Below are 21,156 nucleotides of genomic sequence, written 5' to 3'. Positions count from 1 at the left end.
AAATTAGGTGAATGGCACCCTACATTTGTCCATCTGGAATACTAAATAGCGTCTTTACTTCACGAAGTAATTGGTGAGTCTGACCAAGGAACCACCATTGTCTAACAAATCCAATCAGCATTGAAGCGATGAACCCATATGCAACACCAGAGTGAGTTGTCTTTTCAACCATATTCGTATCATGTGCACCACCAAGAAAGAATGCAATCATTCCTAGAATGATCATTAGCATTGTCCAAGGAATAGTCTGTCTCTTTGCAAGGTCAGCTTTGTGAACATACCTTTTAACTTTTTCTCTATAAGGAGTTAAATCACCTGGTGCTTCATCAAAAAGCTCATTTAAATTTTGTTCGCTAGTCACTATTAAATTGATGTTATTAACTAGGCGTGAAACACCGATGAAATAAAACATCACAAATGCTTGTGCGAAGATTGTATAAAGATAGGCTGGAATGGCCAATTTAATGTGGCTAATTCCCACATCAATAAATCCTAGTGCTACGCAAGTTGTTAATCCAATTGCAGCAACCATGATAACGATCAGTCCTCTAAGTAGATAGGCCATAATTTCACCTTTTATAATTGTCAACTATACTCTAATTTGCTAATTCTTATCCCATATTTAATAAAACATTTACTATAAGGCAATTTCTTCGTGAGCGAGAAAAATCAGAACACTAAGTTAGATAAAAAACTACTCGAAAGTAATCCGGTAATGGGCTCTTTAATGGTTCCTATTGCTATCGTACTAGTAGGAGCACTGATCATTTTTGGTGTGACTAAGATGCTTTCTAACGATCACTCTTATAAAGACCTTGTCCACGAGATGAAGTCTAAAACCTTTGGTAATAAGTGGATTGCAGCATTAGAGCTTTCTAAAGTTATCTCTGCTGGAGCAGTAAAAGAAGAAGATATCCCTTGGTTAGTAACAAACCTAAGAGATATTTATAAGACGACAGTAGACCCAAGAACACGTGACTTCATTGTCGTGGCCATTGGTGCCCTTGGACATGAAGGGGGACTTCCAGTTCTTGAGCATGCACTACAAACAAATAATCCAGAAATTAATTTTCATGCGATGGTTGCACTATCAAAAATGCCTAAAGGTATTTCATTTGATTGGAGCATCGTAAAAAGCTTTATTGAGAAGAATGACGCGGCCATGGTTCAGGTAACAATTCTGACTCTAGCTACTCATAATGTTGATGGTACAGAAGATTTATTTATTAAGAGGCTAAATAGCGACCTTGGTTTCTCTGTGAGATATGCCGCAGCAACAGCATTAATCGCATATAAGAGTGATGAAGCGATCCCTACTGTAAATGAAATTCTTGCTCTAAATGATGAGTCTTTAGGTAAGAAGTTAACGGTTCAGGAGATCAGTGGTCTAAAATTTAATGTACTCACTGCATTAAAGAGAGCGAATTGGAAAAAGATGGCGCCTAGCGTCGAGGAAATGATTAATATTGAGAAAGATATAAAAGTAGTTAGTCTTGCAAAGGAAGTTTTAAATTCGTTGAAATAGTGATAACATCCTTCAAAGTATAAAATGAATTTGCAATAACTTATGAATCATAAATTGGGTCATCGTGACTTAAATTTGTGTATTTATGATTAGAAATAGAGGTTTTTTAAAATGTCTGATGATGTAAAAAAACAGTTAAACCGAAGAGAGTTCTTTAGTTTTGTTACTGTTGGTTGGGTAGCCTTCACTTCTGCGGTAGCAGGATTCTTAACTTTAATTTTCCGTTACACGTATCCAAACGTTAACTTTGAACCAGAAATGGATTTCGTCGCTGGTCGTCCTAACGATTATGAAGAAGGTGTAGATGAGCGCTGGAAGAATGGTTACGGTGTTTGGATTGTAAAAATGGAAGGACGTCTTTTCGCTCTTTCAAATATCTGTACACACTTAGGTTGTGTTCCTAACTGGCTTCCTGCCGAGTTAAAATTTAAATGTCCATGTCACGGTTCTGGTTACTACCAAAATGGTATCAACTTCGAAGGTCCAGCTCCAAGACCGTTAGAGAGATATAAAATCTCACTAAATGCTGAAGGAAAAATCATTGTCGATAAAACAAAAATTTATCGTTATGAGAAAGGTCAGTGGGACAATCCACAAAGTTACTTAAAAGTTTAATTTAGATTAATAAATAGGAAGGAATAACAATGGCTAAAAGAGGTGTTGTTGATTACATTAGAGAAACTCAGGTCTGGAAATCGATCTTCAGACACGGGCCTCCAACGAACGCAAGAAACAGAGCAGCTGTCGTAGCTGGTAACGTGTTTTTACACTTACATCCAATCAAACTAAAAAAATCAGGGGTTCAGCTTGGTTATACATGGTGTATGGGTGGACTTACATTTTTCATTTTCTTAGCGCTAACTGTTACTGGTGTACTTTTAATGTTCTATTACAGACCAACTGCAGAGTACGCATATAACGATATTATCGCACTTAAAGAGCACGTGCCTTTAGGGATTATGCGTGAAATTCACCGTTGGGGTGCTCACGCCATGGTTATTACTGTGTGGCTTCACATGTTCCGTGTATTTATGACTGGTTCATATAAACCACCTAGAGAATTTAACTGGGGTGTTGGTGTTATCCTTTTAGTATTAACTCTTCTACTATCATTTACTGGTTACCTACTTCCTTGGGATCAGCTAGCGATTTGGGCGATTGCCGTTGGTTCGAACATGGCAAAAGCAACACCTTTCCTAGGTCATGGTGGTCCAGGTGCAGCTTTAGCTCAAATTGGTGACTTCGTGATGGTTTCTGATAAAAACGACGTTCGTTTCCAGCTTCTTGCAGGACGTTTCGTTGGGGAACCAGCACTACTAAGATTTTATATTCTTCACTGTGTATTCATTCCACTTGTTGTTGGTGTTCTAATTGCAGTTCACTTCTGGCGTGTAAGAAAAGACGGTGGGATTTCAGCTCCACTTTAGAAAATATATTTTGAGAGAAAGGGATATATAAATGAAAGAACTTATAAACTGGCTGGCCGATCCGATTAGATCATTCCCGATTACGACGGTCCTATTCTTCTTCATGATGAAGTACTATCGTGTAGTAGGAAGCAAGAAATTTGCTAAATGGGCACTTATAGCTGCTGCACCTATTACAGTTTGGTTTTGTATGGATGCAAACTTTAGAGCAATTATCCTATGGCCAGATAATATTCCAATTAACATTATTATCGTTCTTATCGCTTGGCTTACTTGGTATGCACTTTATAGAGCAGCAGAGAATGACAAGAGAATTGAAAATGGTGAGTGCCCAATCGAAGCACTTCCAGAAAATAGAGAAAAAGTATGGGTATGGCCTAACTTAGTATTTACTGAGTTAATGTGTATGATCGGTACGACAATCTTCTTAGTAGTATGGGCGATTATCTTTAAAGCTCCTCTAGAAGAACCTGCAAACACTACTTGGGCACCTAACCCGGCGAAAGCTCCTTGGTACTTCCTTGGTCTACAAGAAATGCTTGTATACTTTGACCCTTGGATGGCAGGGGTTGTACTTCCAGGTCTAATTCTTGTTGGTCTTATTGCAATTCCATATATTGACACAAACCCAAAAGGGAATGGTTATTTCACAATTAAAGAAAGACCAATCGCTATGTGGGGATTCTTATATGGTTGGATCGTACTTTGGATGTACCTAATTATCGTTGGTACTTTCTTACGTGGTCCAAACTGGACATTCTATGGACCATTTGAGTTCTGGGACTTTCACAAGGTTGTTTCTGAGTACAACGTAAACCTTTCAGAATTTGTATGGCTTAAGTGGCTAAATACTCCAATGCCTTCAAATATCGTTGTTAGAGAGATTGTGGGTATTATCCTAACTCTTGTTTACTGTTGTGTACTTCCTGTTGCAATTGCTAAGTCAAAGTACGGGAAGAAGATTATCGAAAACACTGGTCAGATTAGATACTATATTTTCATCATTCTTGTACTTGGTATGACTTCATTACCAATTAAGATGGTTCTTAGATGGCTATTTAGCTTAAAGTATATTATCGCTCTACCAGAGTGGGAACTTAACCTATAAGCGAATCTGGATATAGATATATAAAGATACTTAAAGAAGAAGTAATAAAGGGTATATAAAAATGTCAAAGAAACATGAGCCAGGCATGGCCTATGATATGAAAAAACTGAATAAGATCTTCGCGATCTTTTCACTGGTTCTTTTGGTCACGGTAATATGGGTTTTCCTAGATGATTACATGAGACCTTGGAAAGCAATTCAAATCGAAGCAATGAAAATTGAAAAAGAAAAAATTGCTAAAGATATTGCTGAAGAAGAAGCAAAGATCAGTGCTGAAAAAGTTAAAGTTCTTAATGACGAATTAGCGGCAGCTAAGAAATCAGTTGAAGCTAAGAGCAAAGATATTGCTGCTATCGAGAAAGAGCTTAACCAAGTAATTAAAGATATTAAAAAAGAGCAGATCGTTAATGGTCGTCTAAACTCAGACGTTGCTGCACTTGCTTTTAATTACGGTGTTGCTCACGCAGAACATGCATCGAATGCAGGCTCTTTATTTAAAAAACTTCAAGAGAAGAAAGATCTTTTTGCAAAATCGACTGATAAGAAGAAAGCTCTTCAAGATAAAGAAAAGAACCTTAAGAAACAGCTAGCTGACTTTAATACTGATATTGATGCTATTAATAAGCAAGTGAACGGTATTGTTGGTCGTCTAGAGCTACTTAAGGGTGCTGAAAAGAGAAAAGAAGTTACTCCGGTATTTGCACTGAGAAACTTACCATTTATCGATTTCATGGACCCAACTGTTAAGGTTCAACAAGTAGTATTAGAAAATATTACTGACGATAGATTCTTTCAACACGTACCAAAAGTTGATCGTTGTATGACTTGTCACACATTTATTGATAAGCCAGGTTACGAAAATCAACCAAACCCACATAAGACTCACCCTAACTTAGACCTTATGGTTGGAGCTAATGGTAAGCACCCAATGAAGAACTTTGGTTGTACTTCATGTCACGGTGGTGAAGGGCATAGAGTTAATGACTTTAATGCAGCTGCTCACATGCCTGCAACAGAAGAACAAAAACAAGATTGGATTGCTAAGTACAACTGGCACGAGCCACACAAAGTACCTATCGTACAATTAAGACGTGGTGATTACGAAGCTGGATGTGTTAAATGTCACAGTGGTGTTCAGTATATTCCACAAGCGACTACTTTAAATGAAGGTCGTCGTGCTCTTGAAAAATTTGGTTGTTATGCTTGTCACAAGATTGAAGGTTGGGAGCATAAGAGAAAACCAGGTCCTAGTTTAGAGAAAATAGCTGCTAAGCTTGATAAAGATTTCTTTAAGAATTGGGTTTGGGAACCAAAAGCATTTAATAAGCATGCAAAAATGCCTCAGTTCTTTAATAACGATAATAATAACTCACCAGAGTTTGTTAAAAAGAATATCGCTGAAGTAAACGCAATCGCTGAAGTTATTTACGCTCAGTCTGAAAGCTATAAGCCTTTCATGAAATACACTGGTGGTAATAAAGAAAAAGGTAAGCAACTGGTTGGTGAAATCGGATGTCTTGCTTGTCACGGTGTTAAAGACTTTGCACTTGAGTCTCAAAAAGTTGATGCTCATAAAGGTCCTTACCTAGATGGTATTGGTTCTAAAGTTAAAGATGCTAATTGGATGGCTTCATGGCTTAAAAACCCAAGTCACTTCCAAGAAGATACAATTATGCCTTCTTTCAGACTATCTGATAGAGAAGTTAACGATATTACTGCATACCTAATGAGCCTTAAAAATAATCAATTTGAAAAGCTTAAGTTTGCAGATATGGATAAAGGTGCAAGAGATGAGATTCTTGTAACTTACTTCTCTGCTTTTGATACTGTTGAAGTTGCAAAAGCTAAGCTTGCGACAATGAGCGACCACGAAAGAACAATGGAACTAGGACGTCGTTCAATCGGTAAATATGGTTGTTACTCATGTCACAATATTAAAGGTTTTGAAGATCGTGCACCAATTGGTCCAGAACTTTCAAAAATTGGTTCTAAGCCTCTAACTCAATTTGGTTTCTCTCATGAGAAAGTTGAGCACTCAAGAGAAGCTTGGATTAAAGCGCACCTACTTAACCCAAGAAGATGGGACAATGGTGTTGATAAACCATTTAAAGATCTACTAAGAATGCCTCAGTTCCATATGAGCGAGAAAGATGCTGCTCTAATTACAACAGCTCTTATCGGTCAAGTTGATCAGAAGATTCCTCTTAAAGGTGTTAAGAGATATGATGCTGCTGAAACTGTTGCAAATGAAGGTATGAAGGTTGCTGTTAAGTTTAACTGTATTGGATGTCACCAGATCGATGGTGAGTTCGGTGATATGCTGAAAATTTACGATGATGTAAACGAAGCGCCTCCACGTTTAGTTGAACAAGGGCACCGTGTACAAGCTGATTGGTTCCATTACTTCCTTGGTGATGTATATGAGATCCGTCCATGGCTTAAGTTAAGAATGCCTTCTTTCAACATGAGTAAAGAAGAAAAAGAAAAACTTGTTGATATGTTCCGTGTAAAAGCTGACCAACCAATCTTTGATGAAAATGAAAAAGTTGTTTGGGAAAGTAGTGAAGAAAGACGTGCTGCTGTTAAATTATTTAACGACTTAGCATGTGCTTCATGTCACACAACTGGATTCAATAGTGATCCTGCACTTGCTCCAGATCTTCACTTTGCTAAGAGAAGATTAAGAAAGAGTTGGATTAAGAAGTGGCTTGAAGGTCCAGATAAGATTATGCCTGGTACAACAATGCCTTCTTTCTGGCCAGAAGGAGAGGCTGCGGATCCAGAACTTCTTGACGGTGATGCTAAGAGACAAATCGAAGCAGTTACTAAGTATGTACTTGAGTTAGGAAGTGATTTTTACTCACCAAAAGCTAAGAAAGCTGGAAAGAGATAACGGGAGTTTATAAATGGCAGGACATGCTAATACAAAAGATTTAGTTCATGACGGTGTAATTAGTTATCCAAATGACCCTCAATTTGGACACGCGAGTCCAAATAAAATTGGGATGTGGTTATTTCTTGGAACTGATGCCATGTCATTTTCAGGCTTATTAATTGCTTATGCTGTACTTCGTGCAACTAAGCATTGGCCAAACCCTGTAGAAGCTCTTGGTGGAGTACACCTTTCAGGGATTATGACTTTCATTCTAATTTGTTCTTCTGTTTCAATGGTTATGGCGATTGATGCTGTAAAGATGAGACAACCGAAAGCAATTAGAGGTTGGTTACTTGCAACGATTATCGGTGGAGTTATCTTCCTTGGTATTCAAGCATATGAGTATATGCACCTTATGTCAGATATGGGGATGACATTCTCAACATATGAGCATGGTAATAACTTATTTTCTTCGACATTTTTTGCAATTACAGGTTTCCACGGGCTTCACGTACTTTCAGGTGTAATATTCCTTATTTATATGTACGTACTTGCTCTTAAGGGACGTTTTGACAAAGGTGACTATGGACTTCTAGAAGTGTGTGGTCTTTTCTGGCACTTCGTTGACCTTGTTTGGATTCTAGTATTTACATTTATTTACTTAATTTAATTAGTGAACAATATGTTGTAAGAAAGGCCCTACCTATGTAGGGCCTTTTTTGTTTTGACCTAAAATAATGGACTAAGCCTTCCGAAAGGTATATAAGGCAATTATATGAAAAGTTTCTTATTACCAATTGGCATATTAATTCTAGTACTATTTTCAGACTACGTTTTTGCGTGTCCTGGTTGTGCTGGATCTATGGATAATCCAAAGGATGCTAGGTTAGTTTGGATTCTTGTGACTTTCATTGGTCTAATCTATATTCCGTTTTTTATTCTTTATAAAACAATTCACAAATATAGAAAAAACTCAGTAGCTTCTAAGATTCATGAAGAAGAACAACAGTAATTTCATCTATACATTACTTTTTATTTTAAGTGGTCTAATTGCACTTTTTCTCGTTTGGTTTATTTACTTCAAACCAGAAGCTGCAGTTAAGTTATGGTGGGTAGATTATCTTCCAATGGTAAATGCTGCTTTAAATACAATTTCTGCGACATTATTATTTGTAGGTTGGAGATTTATTAAAAATAAGAATGTTTCTGCACATATTAAATGTATGTCAGGGGCGACTGCCACTTCCGCTCTCTTTCTTGTTTCATATCTTCTGTATCATCACTTCCATGGGGATACGAAATTTATAGCGCAAGGTTTTGTAAGGCCTGTGTACTTTTCAATACTAATTTCACACGTTTTATTAAGCATTGTTATGTTGCCAATGATTTTAATTACTCTTTGGAATGCTTTGACTGGTAGTTTTAAGAGCCATAAGAAATGGGCAAAGTGGACTTTACCCATTTGGCTTTATGTTTCAGTAACTGGTGTAATGATTTTTTTCTTTTTAAAATATCTTAATTACTAGATTCTTTTTTTGCTTTCTTTCTATCTTCTGCATTTAGTCTTGATTTTGGAAGTACCGCTTCATGTGGTGAAACAACAACTTTTTCGCCAATAATAACATCTCCCATAATCGAGGCTTTTAATCCAACTGTTGCACCTCTCTTAATAACTGTTGGCGCAATAACTAGAAAACCAGCTTGAGCATAATGAGCAAAAATTGTGGCAGAGCCGCCAATTGTCACATAGTCTTCAAGTGTAATCAGACATGGATCAGAAATATTTGTCGTATTGATTACACAATTCTTTCCAATCTTCATTCCCATCATTTTATAAAAAAGAGTGATTATCGGTGTTGCTTGAAAAAAATCTAAAACTGTATAGCGTACTAGTTGTGTTAAAGCATTGTGATAATACCAAGGAAGAGTTTCTAGAGAAATCCAACTCCCTTTAAATGGTTTCATCTTCAGAGGATAAATCCAATTAAAGAATGGTACGATAAAAATTAGAGTTAAAGAGTAGGCTGCATAAGACATAACAAATGCAAATGACATCGCTAGGGCCTGAATAATGAAGTGTTGTCCTGCTACATTTTCATATGCAGTAGTTAAAAAAATGTATCCAGGAGTCAATCCTAGAGTAATACAAATAATATAAACTATAATTGGAGGTATCATCGCTGCCATATATCCAATGGCCTGATATTTTCTAAAAATATTTTCTAAAACCTTAGCAAGACCCTTCTTATTAGACGCTCCTGATTGAAGTTCTTCCTGTGATTGCTTTTTCTTCTCTTCCATTTTTCCCTAACCAATATCTTTAATAATTTTAATAAGCTTAATTATATCATCACTATCTTGATAAATGCTAAAGCCAAAACGCAAAATATTTCGGCGGTAATCGACATTAACTCTCTTTGTTTTAAGACTTTTGGCATACTCTTCACACTCTAAAGCTGTGGTGAAAATAAAAGCGATAAAGTGTCCTCTATTGGCCGTTGTTACAATTTTATTTTCTAAAGTTGTCCCTTTTATTCCAGACAGAAAGTCAGCTTGGTTTTTTTCAACGTGTAAGTGAATATCATGGACAGTTACCTTTTCATTCTTCCATAGATTTAAAACTGCATTCATACGATAGATTGCCGTGAAATCCATGGTTGATCCAGCAAATCTAAAACCATCATTACTAAATGGAACCTTATCTTCACTAAAATTTGTCAGGTCTCCCATCTGTGCAAACCAACCAGTATTTTTTGGCGTAAGTTTTGTATTTTTTGGTGATATCAGAAAGCAAGATCCTTCTCCTGATCCGCAGTATTTATAACCCCCGGCCATGTAGAAAATTCGATCTTCAATTTCTTTTAGATCTGTTGGGAGGGCCATAAATGCATGGTAGGCATCAATTACAATTTCAGCTTTAGAATTGATTGCTTTAACAAATGAGATGAGATCCTTAATAGCAAAAGAAGAATTAAAAAATACTTGGCTAATAAAGATTAGATCATATTTGTCAGTATTTGCTTCTTGAATAAATCTATCGATAAAGTTTTTATCATTACTATTTTCAATCTTAGTTACATCAAAAATATTTTCTTCTGAAATACGATTGATTTGACGATCAAAAGAGTAGAACTCACTATCAGTTGTTAAGACTTTTGCTCCATTAGGAAGAGCTGAAAGTATACGATAAGCAAGCTCATGTGTATTCGGTGCAAATGTAATTTGCTCTGGTTTAGAAATATTTAAAACGTTTGCAATATTCTTTTGTAATTCGACAAACTCATTGGAAAAAAATAATCCCCATTTTTCATCAACATATTTAGCGCTATCATCCCAGTACTTGATCTGTGCATCTCTAGTGACATCTGGCCAGTAGTGGTGTGAGTGAGCAGCAAAGTGAAGTTTGCCCTCGTTTGCGTTTAGAAATCTTTTAAAATATTTCTTATACATTCTAATCTCTGTAATTAAAGTTCATAGCTGTTTTTAACTTTTCAGGTAAAATTGGTCTCTGCGATCTTGGAATAATAAAAGTTGATAGATTAAAAAGATCGATGAAGGAACGATTGTTATCTGCTGCATCTTTTAAGTATTGATGACCTGAAGATCCACCTGTTCCAATTTTAGTCCCTAACATTCTATGTGCCATAAGTGCATGCTTATAACGCCAAGTCGTAAAGTTCTCATCGATATCCATAAGGTGTGCAAGAACAGTATATGGAAGTGTTAGGATAGGCTCATCTCGATAAAGAAGAACAAAGAGGGCATTTAGAGTCGCTTTTTGAGAAAGCCTTCTTTTTCCTTCTTTTACTAATTTATTATATTCTACAGAATTAAAAAGTGTTTCAAATGTATCGCGTGTACTTTTAAGGTTTGCCTTTTGTATCTCTAGCGCCTTAGGTGGAAGTGTTGCCATATTATCAAGGACAGTAAGTTCGTCACCACATAACATATCTTCAACACATGCCTGATACTCACTCCAGAAATCAAATTCCTCGTTAAAGGTAAATGGCATTCTTTCTAGCCATTTCTCAAGAGCTGAAAATAATGTTGACTCAGCTTCAATTTTTAAAAGCCTTTCTTTATCTTGATCATTCAGTCTTCCAAGGAAATATTCACGATCAACTTCTTTCCTTTGATTTGTCGAAAGTCCAAGCAGAATTTCAATTTCTCTAAATTGAACACTTTGGAATCCTGAAGCAGGGACAAGTAAATCTCTAAATTCAAGAAAATCCATCGGGGTCATTGTTTCCATCACTTCTAATTGGCCAAGAAGTAGAGTTTGAACTTTTTTAATGCGCTCAAGTCTTGAACAAACAGTTGAAAGCAATGATTCTTCAACTTTATCTACTGAGAAAATGTTTTTTATCGAGTGTAGTTCGTGAAGTATTTGTTTGAACCATAATTCATATACTTGATGCACGACTATAAAAAGTGTTTCATCGTGTGCTTCATCTCCATATTTTTTAGAGAGAGGATTTTGTGTATCGAGTAATTTATTCAGTTCTAAATAGTCACCATAATAGACAGGACCGTGATTTTTGTGCATATTGACTCCTATATAGAAATACTATCCCAACACTTTGAAATTGAAAATTATTCATATTTCTAGTTGGGTTAAGAAAGTTGAAATCAAGCTGAAGTTGAAATGGAAAATTCTAAAAAATTACGATTCAAAAAGTTTTTGCCTGTAGTCATAATCACTGTTTTTGCACTTATTCTCATTGGAGGGATGGTAAGAAGCACCGGAGCTGGAATGGGATGTCCTGATTGGCCAACTTGTTTCGGTAAAATTGTTCCTCCTACAAGTGTTGATCAACTTCCAGCTGATTATCAAACTCGTTTTGCAAAGCCTGGTCGCATTGTTGCTATTTTCAATCCTGTGCATACATGGACGGAGTACTTCAACAGAATGGCCGGTGTATGGACTGGTATTGCTTCGATCATTTTAGTAGTACTATCATTTGCTTATAAGAAGAATAATAAGAAGGTTGTATGGCTTTCTGGATTGGCCTTGTTTCTAGTCGTTTTAAATGGTGGTGTAGGAGCAATGGTCGTTAGTTCACATCTACATCCAGCTGTTATTACAATTCATATGTTACTCGCGATATTTCTTGCATTTGCGCTTGCCCATTTAAAATATGAGGTAACGGAGCTCAAATTTCATCGCAAACACTGCGTTGATCGCTACAAAGACTTCTTGTGGGTTCTTGTGGGACTAGTTGTGATTCAAATCGTTTTAGGAACTCAAGTTAGAGAGCAAATTGACTTGATAACTAATACAGAGCCGAATTTAGCTAGGACAAATTGGGTTGAACGACTTGATATGATTTTTTATATTCACCGTTCTTTCTCAATCTTAGTACTTCTTGGATTTTCGTATACTCTTAGAAAAATCATGGAAGAGTTCAAAGACAATTCATTTGTACAAAAGAAGTGTATCTCAATAATGTTAGTGTTAATTGGTGTCATTACAGCAGGAGTAGTCTTAGCTTATTTAGCATTTCCAGCCTTTGCTCAGCCAGTTCACTTATTATTTGCTATTTTACTTTCTTACTTTATTTATGAGTTATTAATCATTCTTAAAAAATCACAAGAGGTGGAACTGTAATGTATCGTACACTTGCCTTCATCAATATATTATTAACTTTAGGTTTAATTGTCATTGGTGGGTTAGTGAGTGCGGACTTCACTGGCCTAGAGTGTACTTCTTGGCCAATCTGTTATGCAGCTACTGTTGATAAGTCATCAATATATCCAATTTTACATAGAGTTTTTGCTGGAATTATCATTGTTTTAAATACATTTCTTTTTATTAAGCATCCAAAAGAAAAGTCTGTTCGTTTAGGACTATTTCTTTTAATTCTTCAGTCGCTACTGGGTGGAATTAACTTCATTTATAAGCTTCCAACTCTTGTCAGTGTTTTCCACTTAATTTTAAGTTTTGCTTATATCGCAATCTTTTCTCAGCAATTTTATCCTGTTATCAAAAAACAAGAACTGAATTTAAAAGGGTATTCACCTTCGTCGAAAGATCTTGTCTTTATTATGTTACTAATTGCATTTGGACAGTTCTTCTTTGGTGGTATTGTTCATCAAACTGCAACAAAAGATGTGTGTGGAGTAGGGGATAATATTAATATCCTATGCCAAACAGCAGAGGGCCTTCGCTTTTGGCCTACTACTGTAGCAGCACAAATACACTCTCTTCATAAGTATTTAGGAGTCCTGTTTCTAGTAGTACTACTAGCGTTTCTCTTTAGTATAAGAAAAACAATTACTTTATTACATGGAAGAGCATTTAAACAATTCTCTCTTTTATCTGGAAGTTTAGTTGGACTATTTTTAGTTCACTTATTTAATGCAAAGAGATTGTTCTTACTAACTGATACTACTTACTTCCAAGTACTTCATCTTTTATTAGCAATTATCATTACGCTAAATTTACTTTTCTTATTTCAGTGGTTCAAGCGTTTTGAGGAAGTGTTTTTTGGTGGTTATAAGCATACTGTAGCAAGTGACTTGTTAAGCTTAACTAAGCCAAGACTTGGTCTACTCGTTGTTTCGACTATTATTTCAGGAATTTTACTTACTGGACAATATGTTGATTTCTTCTATCTGATTAATGCACTTATTTTTTCAATTTTAATTGTCATGTCTGCAACGACAATTAATTGCTATATGGAAATTGAAGTTGATTCCAATATGGTTCGTACTAAAGATCGCGCCTTACCAGCAGGACGAATAAAACCAATTTATGCTGTTGTTCAAGGATGGCTGCTTTTTATTCTCGGATTTAGTCTAACTTATATTTATGTAAATAAAGTTACTGCGTTACTCGGTGCGTTGGCATTTTTTTCTTATCTTTATGTCTATACTCCGATGAAGAGAACTAGTCCTGCTGCGTTATTTGTTGGTGCACTTCCTGGGGCAATTCCTCCTGTGATGGGGCGCACAATTGTGACAGGTGAAATTGATGGTCTAGCAATTTTATTGTTTGGTATTTTGTTTATTTGGCAAATTCCTCACTTCATGGCCATCTCGATTTACCATAAACAAGATTACGCGGAAGGTGATATTAAGGTTTATCCTCATTACTACTCAATTGCCAAAATGAAGATCTGTATTGCTCTTTGGACATTACTCTTGTTTTTATTTAGTAGTGCCGGATATTTCTTTGGTCTCAATTCTTGGAACTTTTTTATCGCTTCATTAGTAGTTAATGGGCTATTTTTTGCGCAGAGTTTGCAAAGTTTTTTTATTCATGATGAGCCGAGTTACGTAGCTTGGGCCCGACAATATTTTTGGGGTTCTATAATCTATTTACCACTCTTGCTATCATTGATGATTTTCCTTAGCTAAATCGTGGAAAATGTTATAAAAAAGGGTTAAAATTTATCAATTCAAATTAATAAAGTATTTCAATAGAAGGAAGGTCTATGGGATTTTTGACACCTGTTTTAGCTACAGTTGTTAGTACAACTTCTAAGCAGATGAGTCTTTGGGAAAGAATGAAACCACCTGAAGATATCTCTGTGCACGGTCACTTGATCGATTGGTTATTTGGCTACACTACTTACATGAACCTCTTTTTCTTTGCATTAGTATGTGCAGGATTATTTGGTTTCTCTTACTTTTATTCAGCTAAGAGACACCCAAAGCCTTATTATACTTATGGGAACAAGAAGATTCATATCATCATTGCGACTGTAATTGGTCTATCGGTATTCCTTGGAATCGATATGAACATTACAAGAATGTCGAATGAGGATTATGTAAATGTTTTTGCTAAGTGGCCAAAAGAGGACGAGAATCCACTTCGTATTCAAGCGCTTGGTCAGCAATGGGCATGGCACTTTAGATATGCTGGTGCAGACAATATCTTCAACACAGAAGATGATGTTGTTCAGTTAAATGACTTAAGACTACCTGTTGGTCGTAAAGTTGTTATTCAAGTACTTTCAAAAGATGTAATTCACTCACTATATTTTCCAAATGCTCGTCGTAAGGTTGATGCAATTCCTGGTCGTTTAACTCGTCTATGGTTTGAACCAACTAAAGCTGGTACTTGGGATATTGCTTGTGCAGAAATGTGTGGAACATATCACTACAGAATGAAAGCTTCTCTAACTACTTATTCAGCTGAGGACTACGCAACTTGGATTGCGGAAGCTCAAGAGAAAGCTATTCATGAGAATGACCCTGAAAACCCTGAATTATTCTGGGGTTGGAAGTGGCAGTACTAATTTTAAGATAACTTTTAGGAGAATATAAAATGGCATTTTTCGAGCAACATATTCACTCAGAGCCAAAGACTTTCATCTCAAAGTATATTTTTTCTTATGATCACAAAGTGATCGGAAAACAATTTCTTTGGTACGGAATCATTGGTCTAGGTTTAGGTGGGATGATGGCCCTTATGATTCGCTGGACACTAGCGTTTCCTGGAGAGGCATTCCCAATTCTAGGTAACTTACTTTTCCCTTCAACAGGAGGAGTTGTTCCACCAGATACGTACGCGATGCTTTTCACTATGCACGGTACGATCATGATTTTCTACGCAATTACACCAATTCTAATTGGGGCGTTCGGAAACTATCTTATCCCATTACAAATTGGGGCAAGAGATATGGTCTTCCCATTACTTAATATGCTTTCTTTTTGGATTGCAGCTGCATCAGCGTTAATCCTTGTTGCTTCTCTGTGTTTACCACTAGGTGCTGCAGCAGGTGGTTGGACTTCGTACCCAACGCTATCAACGCTAATTGGTTCACCAGGGGCCGGGCAAACTCTTTGGACTCTTGCTCTTTTCCTTCTTGGTGTATCTTCAACAATGGGTGCGGTTAACTATATTACAACTGTTATCGTTCTTAGAGCTCCAGGTATGGGATACTTTGATATGCCACTATCTGTTTGGGGTCTATGGCTAACAGCTATTCTAAACGCAATTTTCCTTCCAGTACTTGGTGCAGGTCTTTTACTTCTATTATTTGACCGTGTATTTGGAACAACTTTCTTCCTTGCTGGTGCTGCTGCAACAACAGGAACAGGTGATCCTATCCTTTACCAACACGTATTCTGGATCTTTGGTCACCCTGAAGTTTATATCCTTATTCTTCCTGCGTGGGGGATTGTATCTGACTTACTTTCTTTCTTCGCTAGAAAACCAGCATTTGGTGCGAAAGCAACTGCGCTTTCTATGACTTCGATTACAATTCTTTCAACAATTGTATATGGTCACCACATGTATACGACTCAAATGAGTCCACTTTTAACTCAAACTTTCATGACTCTTACAATGACGATCTCAATTCCATCTGCAATTTTCTTTGCAAACTGGTTAGGGACAATTTGGAAAGGATCAATCAAGTTTGATACGCCAATGATTTTCTCTCTTGGTGTTGTATTCGTTTTTGGTCTTGGTGGTCTAACAGGTCTATATCTAGCAACTGTTACAACTGACCTTTACCTACACGATACATACTTTGTAGTAGGTCACTTCCACTATACGATGGCAGCTTCTGTTCTTCTTGGTGGATACGCAGCAATTTATTTCTGGATGCCAAAAATGTTTGGTAAATTCCTGAATGAATTCTGGGGTAAAGTGCACTTCTGGATCACAATGATTGGTCTAAATGGTGTATTCATGGGAATGATGATTGTTGGATACGCAGGTATGCACAGACGTCTTTATAACCCATTTGTTTACGAATTTATGGAAAGACTAATCCCAATTAATGCATTTGTTACTTACTCTGCACTACTAATGGGTCTTGGACAAATTCCATTCGTAATCAACTTTGTTTACACAATTTTCTTTAAGAAAGAAAAAGAGCCAGTATCTGACAACCCTTGGAATGTTGGTACTCTTGAGTGGACAATACCATCACCAGCACCAGTGTATAACTTTAAAGAGATTCCTGTTGTTAAGTGTGGACCACACGAACTAGGAAACCCAAATCTTCCAGAAGGTAAGGATTTCCAATATCAAACTGAAGAAATAGTTGAGGCATAATTAGAATGAACCAAGTAATGACAAACAAAGATTTTGAAGCAAAACAGCTCACATCATCAATTGCGATGATTGTGCTTCTTGTTTCATTTACAATGCTCTTTGCTACGATGTTACTTGGTTTTTCTGTTTACCGTTTAACTGTTGATGTATGGCCACCAATGGGAATGCCGAGAATTCCTCTAACACTCCCTATGGTCAGTACAATAATAATTGCGTTAAGTTCTGTTGCTTTAGTGCTGTTTGAATCTGCATTCAATAAGCACAATACTAAGGCCATGAGAGTTTATTTCGCATTAACTTATTTATTAGGTCTTGGTTTCATGTTTGTTCAATGGCAACTTTGGAACTCAATGGCAGCGATGGGACTTCAAGCTTCTGGCGGAGTATTCCCATCTTTATTTTATGCACTTACTTGGACACATGCTGCGCATATTGTTTTAGGTTTAATTGCACTTTTATTTCTTCTTCCTGTTTCAATGAAAGGTTACAGTATGGAGAAAGTAACTTGGGTACAGAATGTATCTAAGTTTTGGCACTTTTTAGGTGTCGTTTGGTTAGTAATGTTTATCGTTATGTTTGTATTTTAAGAGGATAGCTATGAAGAAAATGGCATTAACTTTAACAGCAATGTTTACAATTTTATCTTTGGTTTCTTGCCAGGAAAACCACTTCAAAGAAGATAAAGTATTCGCAGGTGGCCTCTATGTTAAGAAAGATGTTCTTAATAGAGGGAAGCAAATTTACACTGAATACTGTATGCCTTGTCACGGTGTAGACGGTGATGGAAAAGGTGTTGCAGCTAAGGCAATGAAAGTTCCACCACGTGACTTTACTAAAGGTGTCTTCAAGTTTGGAGAAGTTGAAGCGGGAACTCTTCCACACGATAAGCACTTCTACAAAATCTTAGAGAAGGGTCTTCATGGTACGGCAATGCTTCCATGGGATCTAACTGAAGATCAAATGTTTGAAGTTGTTCAATACATTAAAACTTTTGCTCCATCAGTATGGGAAGGTAAAGATAAGGAACTTGGAAAACAAGTTACTCTTGGTAAAAACCCTTACGGTGTAGCTCACGTTAAGTCTGCTATTGAAGAAGGTAAGAAAGTTTATCACGCAGATGCAATGTGCTGGTCATGTCACAGAGCTTACGTTCCTAAGGATGAGCTTGCGAAGCTTACTGGTATGAGCGCGAGTGATTTCTCTGATAGTGATTATCAATCAAAGCTTCAAGAAACTGAGTGGGGATTCAAATCACTTCCACCTGATTTCACTTGGAATACGATTCGTTCGGCAGATACAGTTGAAGAAATTGCTCTTCGTTTAGCTGCAGGTGTTGGTGGAACAGCAATGGCCGCTTGGAAAGGAACACTTACAGATGATCAAATCTGGGCAGTTGCTCACTACGTAGAGTATCTTAAGAACTTAAAAGACACAGAAGCTCGTAAAGAGTTACTTGATCGTATTAAGAATCAATAAGAATCATCAGAGTTAAATAATGACTAGTTTAGGTATAAAAAGATCAAATTCACTAATCGAAACGCTTGTCTCAAAGAAAGCGTTTTGGTTAGTATTTGTTTTATATTTCTTCTCAGTACCTTTTTTCAAATCAGTATTTAGAGAATTACCTCCTGAACTTCCAGTCATGAAACAATTACCAGCTTTCTCACTTACTAATAGTTTTGGAAAAACATTTGGATCAAAAGAATTAGAAGGGCGTGTTTATATAGCAAACTTCATTTTCACTAATTGTCCGTCTAGCTGTCTTAGGTTAACGGAAGAAATGCAAAAGATTCAAAAGAGAGTAAGAGGACTTGGGCAAAAGGTTGCACTTGTATCTTTTACTGTTGATCCTGAAACGGATAATCCTAAAACACTATTTAAGTATGCAAGAAAACATCAAGCAAATCCTTATATTTGGACTTTCTTAACTGGAAAGACTGAAGATATGCAATCTACAATAGTAGATGGCTTCGGTACTCAGATGGGAAAATTACAAGAAGTTGAGGCCAATGTTAACGGTGAAAAGGTAACAATGCTTGATATTGCACACTCTGAAAAACTTGTTCTAGTTGATGGACATGGTAAAATCAGAGGGTATTACGATTCAACAAGTAAAGATATTAATAAGCTAATGATTGATCTTGGTTTATTAGTTAACAAAGAACAGTATTTAAAAAATTAATTAATTATAAATGGAGAATAAAATGGCTGAAGGCGCACATCATTCACACAAGAAATTATATATTTTCATTTTCTTCGTACTGACGTTTTTAACAGCTGTGGAACTAATCATTCCAGGTATGACAAATATTGCAAAGTTTTATCGCGATAGTGCTTTAGTACTTTTAGCTCTTGGAAAAGCTTTCTTAGTTGCTTACTACTTTATGCACTTAAATGAAGAAACTAAATGGACACGTTTTATTGCTGCAATTCCAATTTCAGCAGGTGTTTATGCTACTGTGCTTATTTTAGAATCAATGTTTAGATAATTAGACACAAAGGAGTTTGTATGTCTGAAAACACGAATACGACTACACAACAAGTACCAACTAAAGAGCCATTACCAGTAAAAGATGGACAATTTACTGCGAAAACAAGTTGGATCATTGGATTTTTAATTGTTGGGCTCCTGATTTTAAAAACATTCATTTATACAAAAGATAAAAAAAGACATGGAAAATAAAAAAAGCCTGCAGAATATGCGGGCTTTTTTTTTAGCTTTTTAAATAAATTGAACAAGAAATCTTTTGCCCTTATTCCTTCTTTCCCAAAAACGAAACAGTTGTTTACAAATACACCGACGCCATAACCCAGACGATTTTCAATCGTAAGAAAATTTAAAAAGCAACTTGAGTGTTTTAATTCTTTATCAGAAAAAAAAATCAAAAAATATGTACTGAAATCTTTTACTAGCTCTTCTTGAGTTGCAATTGATAAAGTTAATTTTATATACAAAAAGCTTTCTTCTTCTTTCGAATGCATTCCTTTATCTCCATGCCTAAACAGTGGTGGAGAAGTTATTCAGTTCTAACTTTATAAATTATTTAATTTATGAACATATTTAGAAAGTGTGTTTGTTAGTTTTAAATTTTTTCTCTTTCAGTAAAGAAGAAATAAAAAATGTAATGATTGTTTTTGTTAAACTATTATTTGTAAAAGTGGTTACGCTTACACATTATCTTATATTACTTGTAATAGCTTTAAACCCGGTTTTGTCTGCATTATATAAGTGATAAGAGCAATTTAATTTTTCTAAATTTTAGCTATGATTTCTAAGCTAATAAGTAAAAAAAAACCTGCAAACTGCAGGTCTTTTAAAATTAAAAAAAGTTTTTCTTATTCTAGGTATTCAATACTGATAATTTTATCACCGGCTTTAATCTTTTTTAAGATGTCTAATCCATCTACTACTTGCCCGAAGACAGTATACTTACCATCTAAGTGAGGAAGTGCTGTTAGTGCTATATAGAATTGAGAATCAGCACTATTTTCATCTGTTAAAGTACGGGCCATGGCCATTGTTCCAGCAACATGACTTATATTATTAAATTCTGCCTGGATTTTTTTACCTGAACCGCCATTACCTGTGCCTATAGGATCCCCTGTTTGTACTACAAAGTTAGGAATTACTCGATGAAAGCCCAATCCATCATAAAAACCACTTTGAATTAACTGAATTAGGCGTGCAACCGTATTAGGAGCCTTTTTAGGATAGAATTTAAAGGTAATATTACCGTGTGAAGTCTTAATAATTCCTTCAGATTCAGATAATCCAGTACGATCTACATTTATTTTAAAGACATCAACCTTTTTGTCCGATACTTCTTCCTGTGTTTTTATATCGCTATTCTTGCTACAACTTAAAAAGATGCATAGAAATAGTGAGATTCTTACAAGCTTTACAATAGTCATTATTGAAATTCTCCTTTGCATAATGAAATTATGATAGGAAATTAAAAAAAATGCAAAAAAAGTAAAAAAAAAGAAAAAACAGTGTTGACATATGAAACGAGGTCACATAAATTACGTTTCACCTTGAGAGATGAACGAAACAAATCAACTGCTTAAAACAGATGATGAGTTATCTTGTGGGCGTGTAGCTCAGTTGGGAGAGCACCTGCTTTGCACGCAGGGGGTCGCAGGTTCGACTCCTGTCATGTCCACCATTTATTTCAAGAGGCTCTTTAACATTCAAATAAAGTAATAAAG

At 36.0% G+C, this 21,156-nt stretch carries 23 protein-coding genes and 1 tRNA gene; 18 read left to right on the top strand and 6 right to left on the bottom strand.

Annotation, left to right across the window (positions count from 1 at the left end):
• Positions 1 to 19: 19 nt before the first annotated feature.
• Entirely contained in the window at positions 20 to 565 is a 546-nt protein-coding gene (locus C0Z22_RS10875; RefSeq protein ID WP_103218401.1) for a hypothetical protein, read from the bottom strand.
• 90 nt (positions 566 to 655) lie between these two features.
• Between C0Z22_RS10875 and C0Z22_RS10870 the strand changes: the two genes are divergently transcribed.
• The 8 genes from C0Z22_RS10870 (at position 656) to C0Z22_RS10835 (ending at position 8,461) form a co-directional block, all read left to right on the top strand.
• Complete coding sequence (locus C0Z22_RS10870) at positions 656 to 1,525, top strand: HEAT repeat domain-containing protein (RefSeq protein ID WP_103218400.1); 870 nt, start codon at positions 656 to 658, stop codon at positions 1,523 to 1,525.
• Between the two features lie 111 nt (positions 1,526 to 1,636).
• Positions 1,637 to 2,140 (top strand): ubiquinol-cytochrome c reductase iron-sulfur subunit, encoded by a 504-nt coding sequence (locus C0Z22_RS10865; protein WP_021267552.1) that lies wholly within the window; start codon positions 1,637 to 1,639, stop codon positions 2,138 to 2,140.
• A gap of 29 nt (positions 2,141 to 2,169) precedes the next feature.
• Positions 2,170 to 2,952: a cytochrome b N-terminal domain-containing protein gene (locus C0Z22_RS10860; RefSeq protein WP_103218399.1), complete on the top strand. Its 783-nt coding sequence runs from the start codon at positions 2,170 to 2,172 to the stop codon at positions 2,950 to 2,952.
• A 31-nt stretch (positions 2,953 to 2,983) separates the two neighbouring features.
• A complete protein-coding gene (locus C0Z22_RS10855; protein ID WP_199177554.1) occupies positions 2,984 to 4,060 on the top strand; it encodes a hypothetical protein in 1,077 nt (358 codons plus the stop codon).
• Positions 4,061 to 4,121: 61 nt separating this feature from the next.
• The gene (locus tag C0Z22_RS10850; RefSeq protein ID WP_103218398.1) at positions 4,122 to 6,953 is read left to right on the top strand and encodes a c-type cytochrome; all 2,832 of its coding nucleotides are present in this window, start codon (positions 4,122 to 4,124) and stop codon (positions 6,951 to 6,953) included.
• Positions 6,954 to 6,966: 13 nt separating this feature from the next.
• Entirely contained in the window at positions 6,967 to 7,605 is a 639-nt protein-coding gene (locus C0Z22_RS10845; protein ID WP_199177553.1) for a cytochrome c oxidase subunit 3, read from the top strand.
• 105 nt (positions 7,606 to 7,710) lie between these two features.
• Positions 7,711 to 7,947 (top strand): hypothetical protein, encoded by a 237-nt coding sequence (locus C0Z22_RS10840; RefSeq protein ID WP_103218397.1) that lies wholly within the window; start codon positions 7,711 to 7,713, stop codon positions 7,945 to 7,947.
• The gene (locus C0Z22_RS10835) at positions 7,928 to 8,461 is read left to right on the top strand and encodes a DUF420 domain-containing protein (protein ID WP_103218396.1); all 534 of its coding nucleotides are present in this window, start codon (positions 7,928 to 7,930) and stop codon (positions 8,459 to 8,461) included. The genes C0Z22_RS10840 and C0Z22_RS10835 overlap by 20 nt, the downstream gene beginning before the upstream one ends.
• On the opposite strand, the gene C0Z22_RS10830 is transcribed toward C0Z22_RS10835, so the two are convergent.
• From C0Z22_RS10830 to C0Z22_RS10820, 3 genes are read right to left on the bottom strand one after another with little or no spacing between them, the layout of a single operon-like run.
• Positions 8,451 to 9,236 carry a hypothetical protein gene (locus C0Z22_RS10830; RefSeq protein ID WP_103218395.1) on the bottom strand — a complete coding sequence of 262 codons (786 nt, stop codon included), beginning with the start codon at positions 9,234 to 9,236 and terminating at the stop codon, positions 8,451 to 8,453. The two genes, C0Z22_RS10835 and C0Z22_RS10830, sit on opposite strands and share 11 nt — an antisense overlap.
• Before the next feature lie 6 nt (positions 9,237 to 9,242).
• Complete coding sequence (locus C0Z22_RS10825) at positions 9,243 to 10,385, bottom strand: aminotransferase class V-fold PLP-dependent enzyme (RefSeq protein WP_103218394.1); 1,143 nt, start codon at positions 10,383 to 10,385, stop codon at positions 9,243 to 9,245.
• 1 nt (position 10,386) lies between these two features.
• Positions 10,387 to 11,481 (bottom strand): tryptophan 2,3-dioxygenase family protein, encoded by a 1,095-nt coding sequence (locus C0Z22_RS10820; protein ID WP_103218393.1) that lies wholly within the window; start codon positions 11,479 to 11,481, stop codon positions 10,387 to 10,389.
• Between the two features lie 99 nt (positions 11,482 to 11,580).
• Here C0Z22_RS10820 and C0Z22_RS10815 point away from each other — a divergent pair, with 99 nt between their 5' ends.
• From C0Z22_RS10815 to C0Z22_RS16040, 9 genes are all read left to right on the top strand, one after another.
• The gene (locus tag C0Z22_RS10815) at positions 11,581 to 12,543 is read left to right on the top strand and encodes a heme A synthase (protein ID WP_103218392.1); all 963 of its coding nucleotides are present in this window, start codon (positions 11,581 to 11,583) and stop codon (positions 12,541 to 12,543) included.
• Positions 12,543 to 14,294 carry a heme o synthase gene (gene cyoE, locus C0Z22_RS10810; protein ID WP_103218391.1) on the top strand — a complete coding sequence of 584 codons (1,752 nt, stop codon included), beginning with the start codon at positions 12,543 to 12,545 and terminating at the stop codon, positions 14,292 to 14,294. Before C0Z22_RS10815 ends, cyoE begins: the two co-directional genes overlap by 1 nt.
• A 77-nt stretch (positions 14,295 to 14,371) precedes the next feature.
• Positions 14,372 to 15,178, top strand: a complete 807-nt coding sequence (locus C0Z22_RS10805; RefSeq protein WP_103218390.1) for a cytochrome c oxidase subunit II — start codon at positions 14,372 to 14,374, stop codon at positions 15,176 to 15,178.
• A gap of 29 nt (positions 15,179 to 15,207) precedes the next feature.
• Positions 15,208 to 16,947 (top strand): cbb3-type cytochrome c oxidase subunit I, encoded by a 1,740-nt coding sequence (locus C0Z22_RS10800; RefSeq protein WP_103218389.1) that lies wholly within the window; start codon positions 15,208 to 15,210, stop codon positions 16,945 to 16,947.
• A 5-nt stretch (positions 16,948 to 16,952) separates the two neighbouring features.
• Positions 16,953 to 17,534 (top strand): cytochrome c oxidase subunit 3, encoded by a 582-nt coding sequence (locus C0Z22_RS10795; RefSeq protein WP_103218388.1) that lies wholly within the window; start codon positions 16,953 to 16,955, stop codon positions 17,532 to 17,534.
• 10 nt (positions 17,535 to 17,544) lie between these two features.
• Complete coding sequence (locus C0Z22_RS10790) at positions 17,545 to 18,423, top strand: c-type cytochrome (RefSeq protein WP_103218387.1); 879 nt, start codon at positions 17,545 to 17,547, stop codon at positions 18,421 to 18,423.
• A gap of 19 nt (positions 18,424 to 18,442) precedes the next feature.
• A complete protein-coding gene (locus C0Z22_RS10785) occupies positions 18,443 to 19,129 on the top strand; it encodes an SCO family protein (RefSeq protein ID WP_103218386.1) in 687 nt (228 codons plus the stop codon).
• 22 nt (positions 19,130 to 19,151) lie between these two features.
• Entirely contained in the window at positions 19,152 to 19,436 is a 285-nt protein-coding gene (locus C0Z22_RS10780) for a cytochrome C oxidase subunit IV family protein (RefSeq protein ID WP_158246900.1), read from the top strand.
• A gap of 20 nt (positions 19,437 to 19,456) precedes the next feature.
• Complete coding sequence (locus tag C0Z22_RS16040; RefSeq protein WP_158246899.1) at positions 19,457 to 19,630, top strand: hypothetical protein; 174 nt, start codon at positions 19,457 to 19,459, stop codon at positions 19,628 to 19,630.
• Here C0Z22_RS16040 and C0Z22_RS10775 read toward each other — a convergent pair.
• Both C0Z22_RS10775 and C0Z22_RS10770 read right to left on the bottom strand, forming a co-directional pair.
• The gene (locus tag C0Z22_RS10775) at positions 19,597 to 19,929 is read right to left on the bottom strand and encodes a hypothetical protein (protein WP_103218384.1); all 333 of its coding nucleotides are present in this window, start codon (positions 19,927 to 19,929) and stop codon (positions 19,597 to 19,599) included. The two genes, C0Z22_RS16040 and C0Z22_RS10775, sit on opposite strands and share 34 nt — an antisense overlap.
• 354 nt (positions 19,930 to 20,283) lie before the next feature.
• On the bottom strand, positions 20,284 to 20,859 hold the full coding sequence (locus C0Z22_RS10770; protein WP_103218383.1) for a peptidylprolyl isomerase: 576 nt from the start codon (positions 20,857 to 20,859) through the stop codon (positions 20,284 to 20,286).
• Between the two features lie 178 nt (positions 20,860 to 21,037).
• Between C0Z22_RS10770 and C0Z22_RS10765 the strand changes: the two genes are divergently transcribed.
• Positions 21,038 to 21,113 (top strand) — tRNA-Ala (locus tag C0Z22_RS10765).
• Positions 21,114 to 21,156: the final 43 nt, after the last annotated feature.

It is taken from the genome of Halobacteriovorax sp. DA5 (genome assembly GCF_002903145.1).
Classification (GTDB): domain Bacteria; phylum Bdellovibrionota; class Bacteriovoracia; order Bacteriovoracales; family Bacteriovoracaceae; genus Halobacteriovorax_A.
The sequence above is the reverse complement of the archived record's forward strand: the minus strand, read 5'-3'. Positions and strand labels throughout refer to the sequence as shown.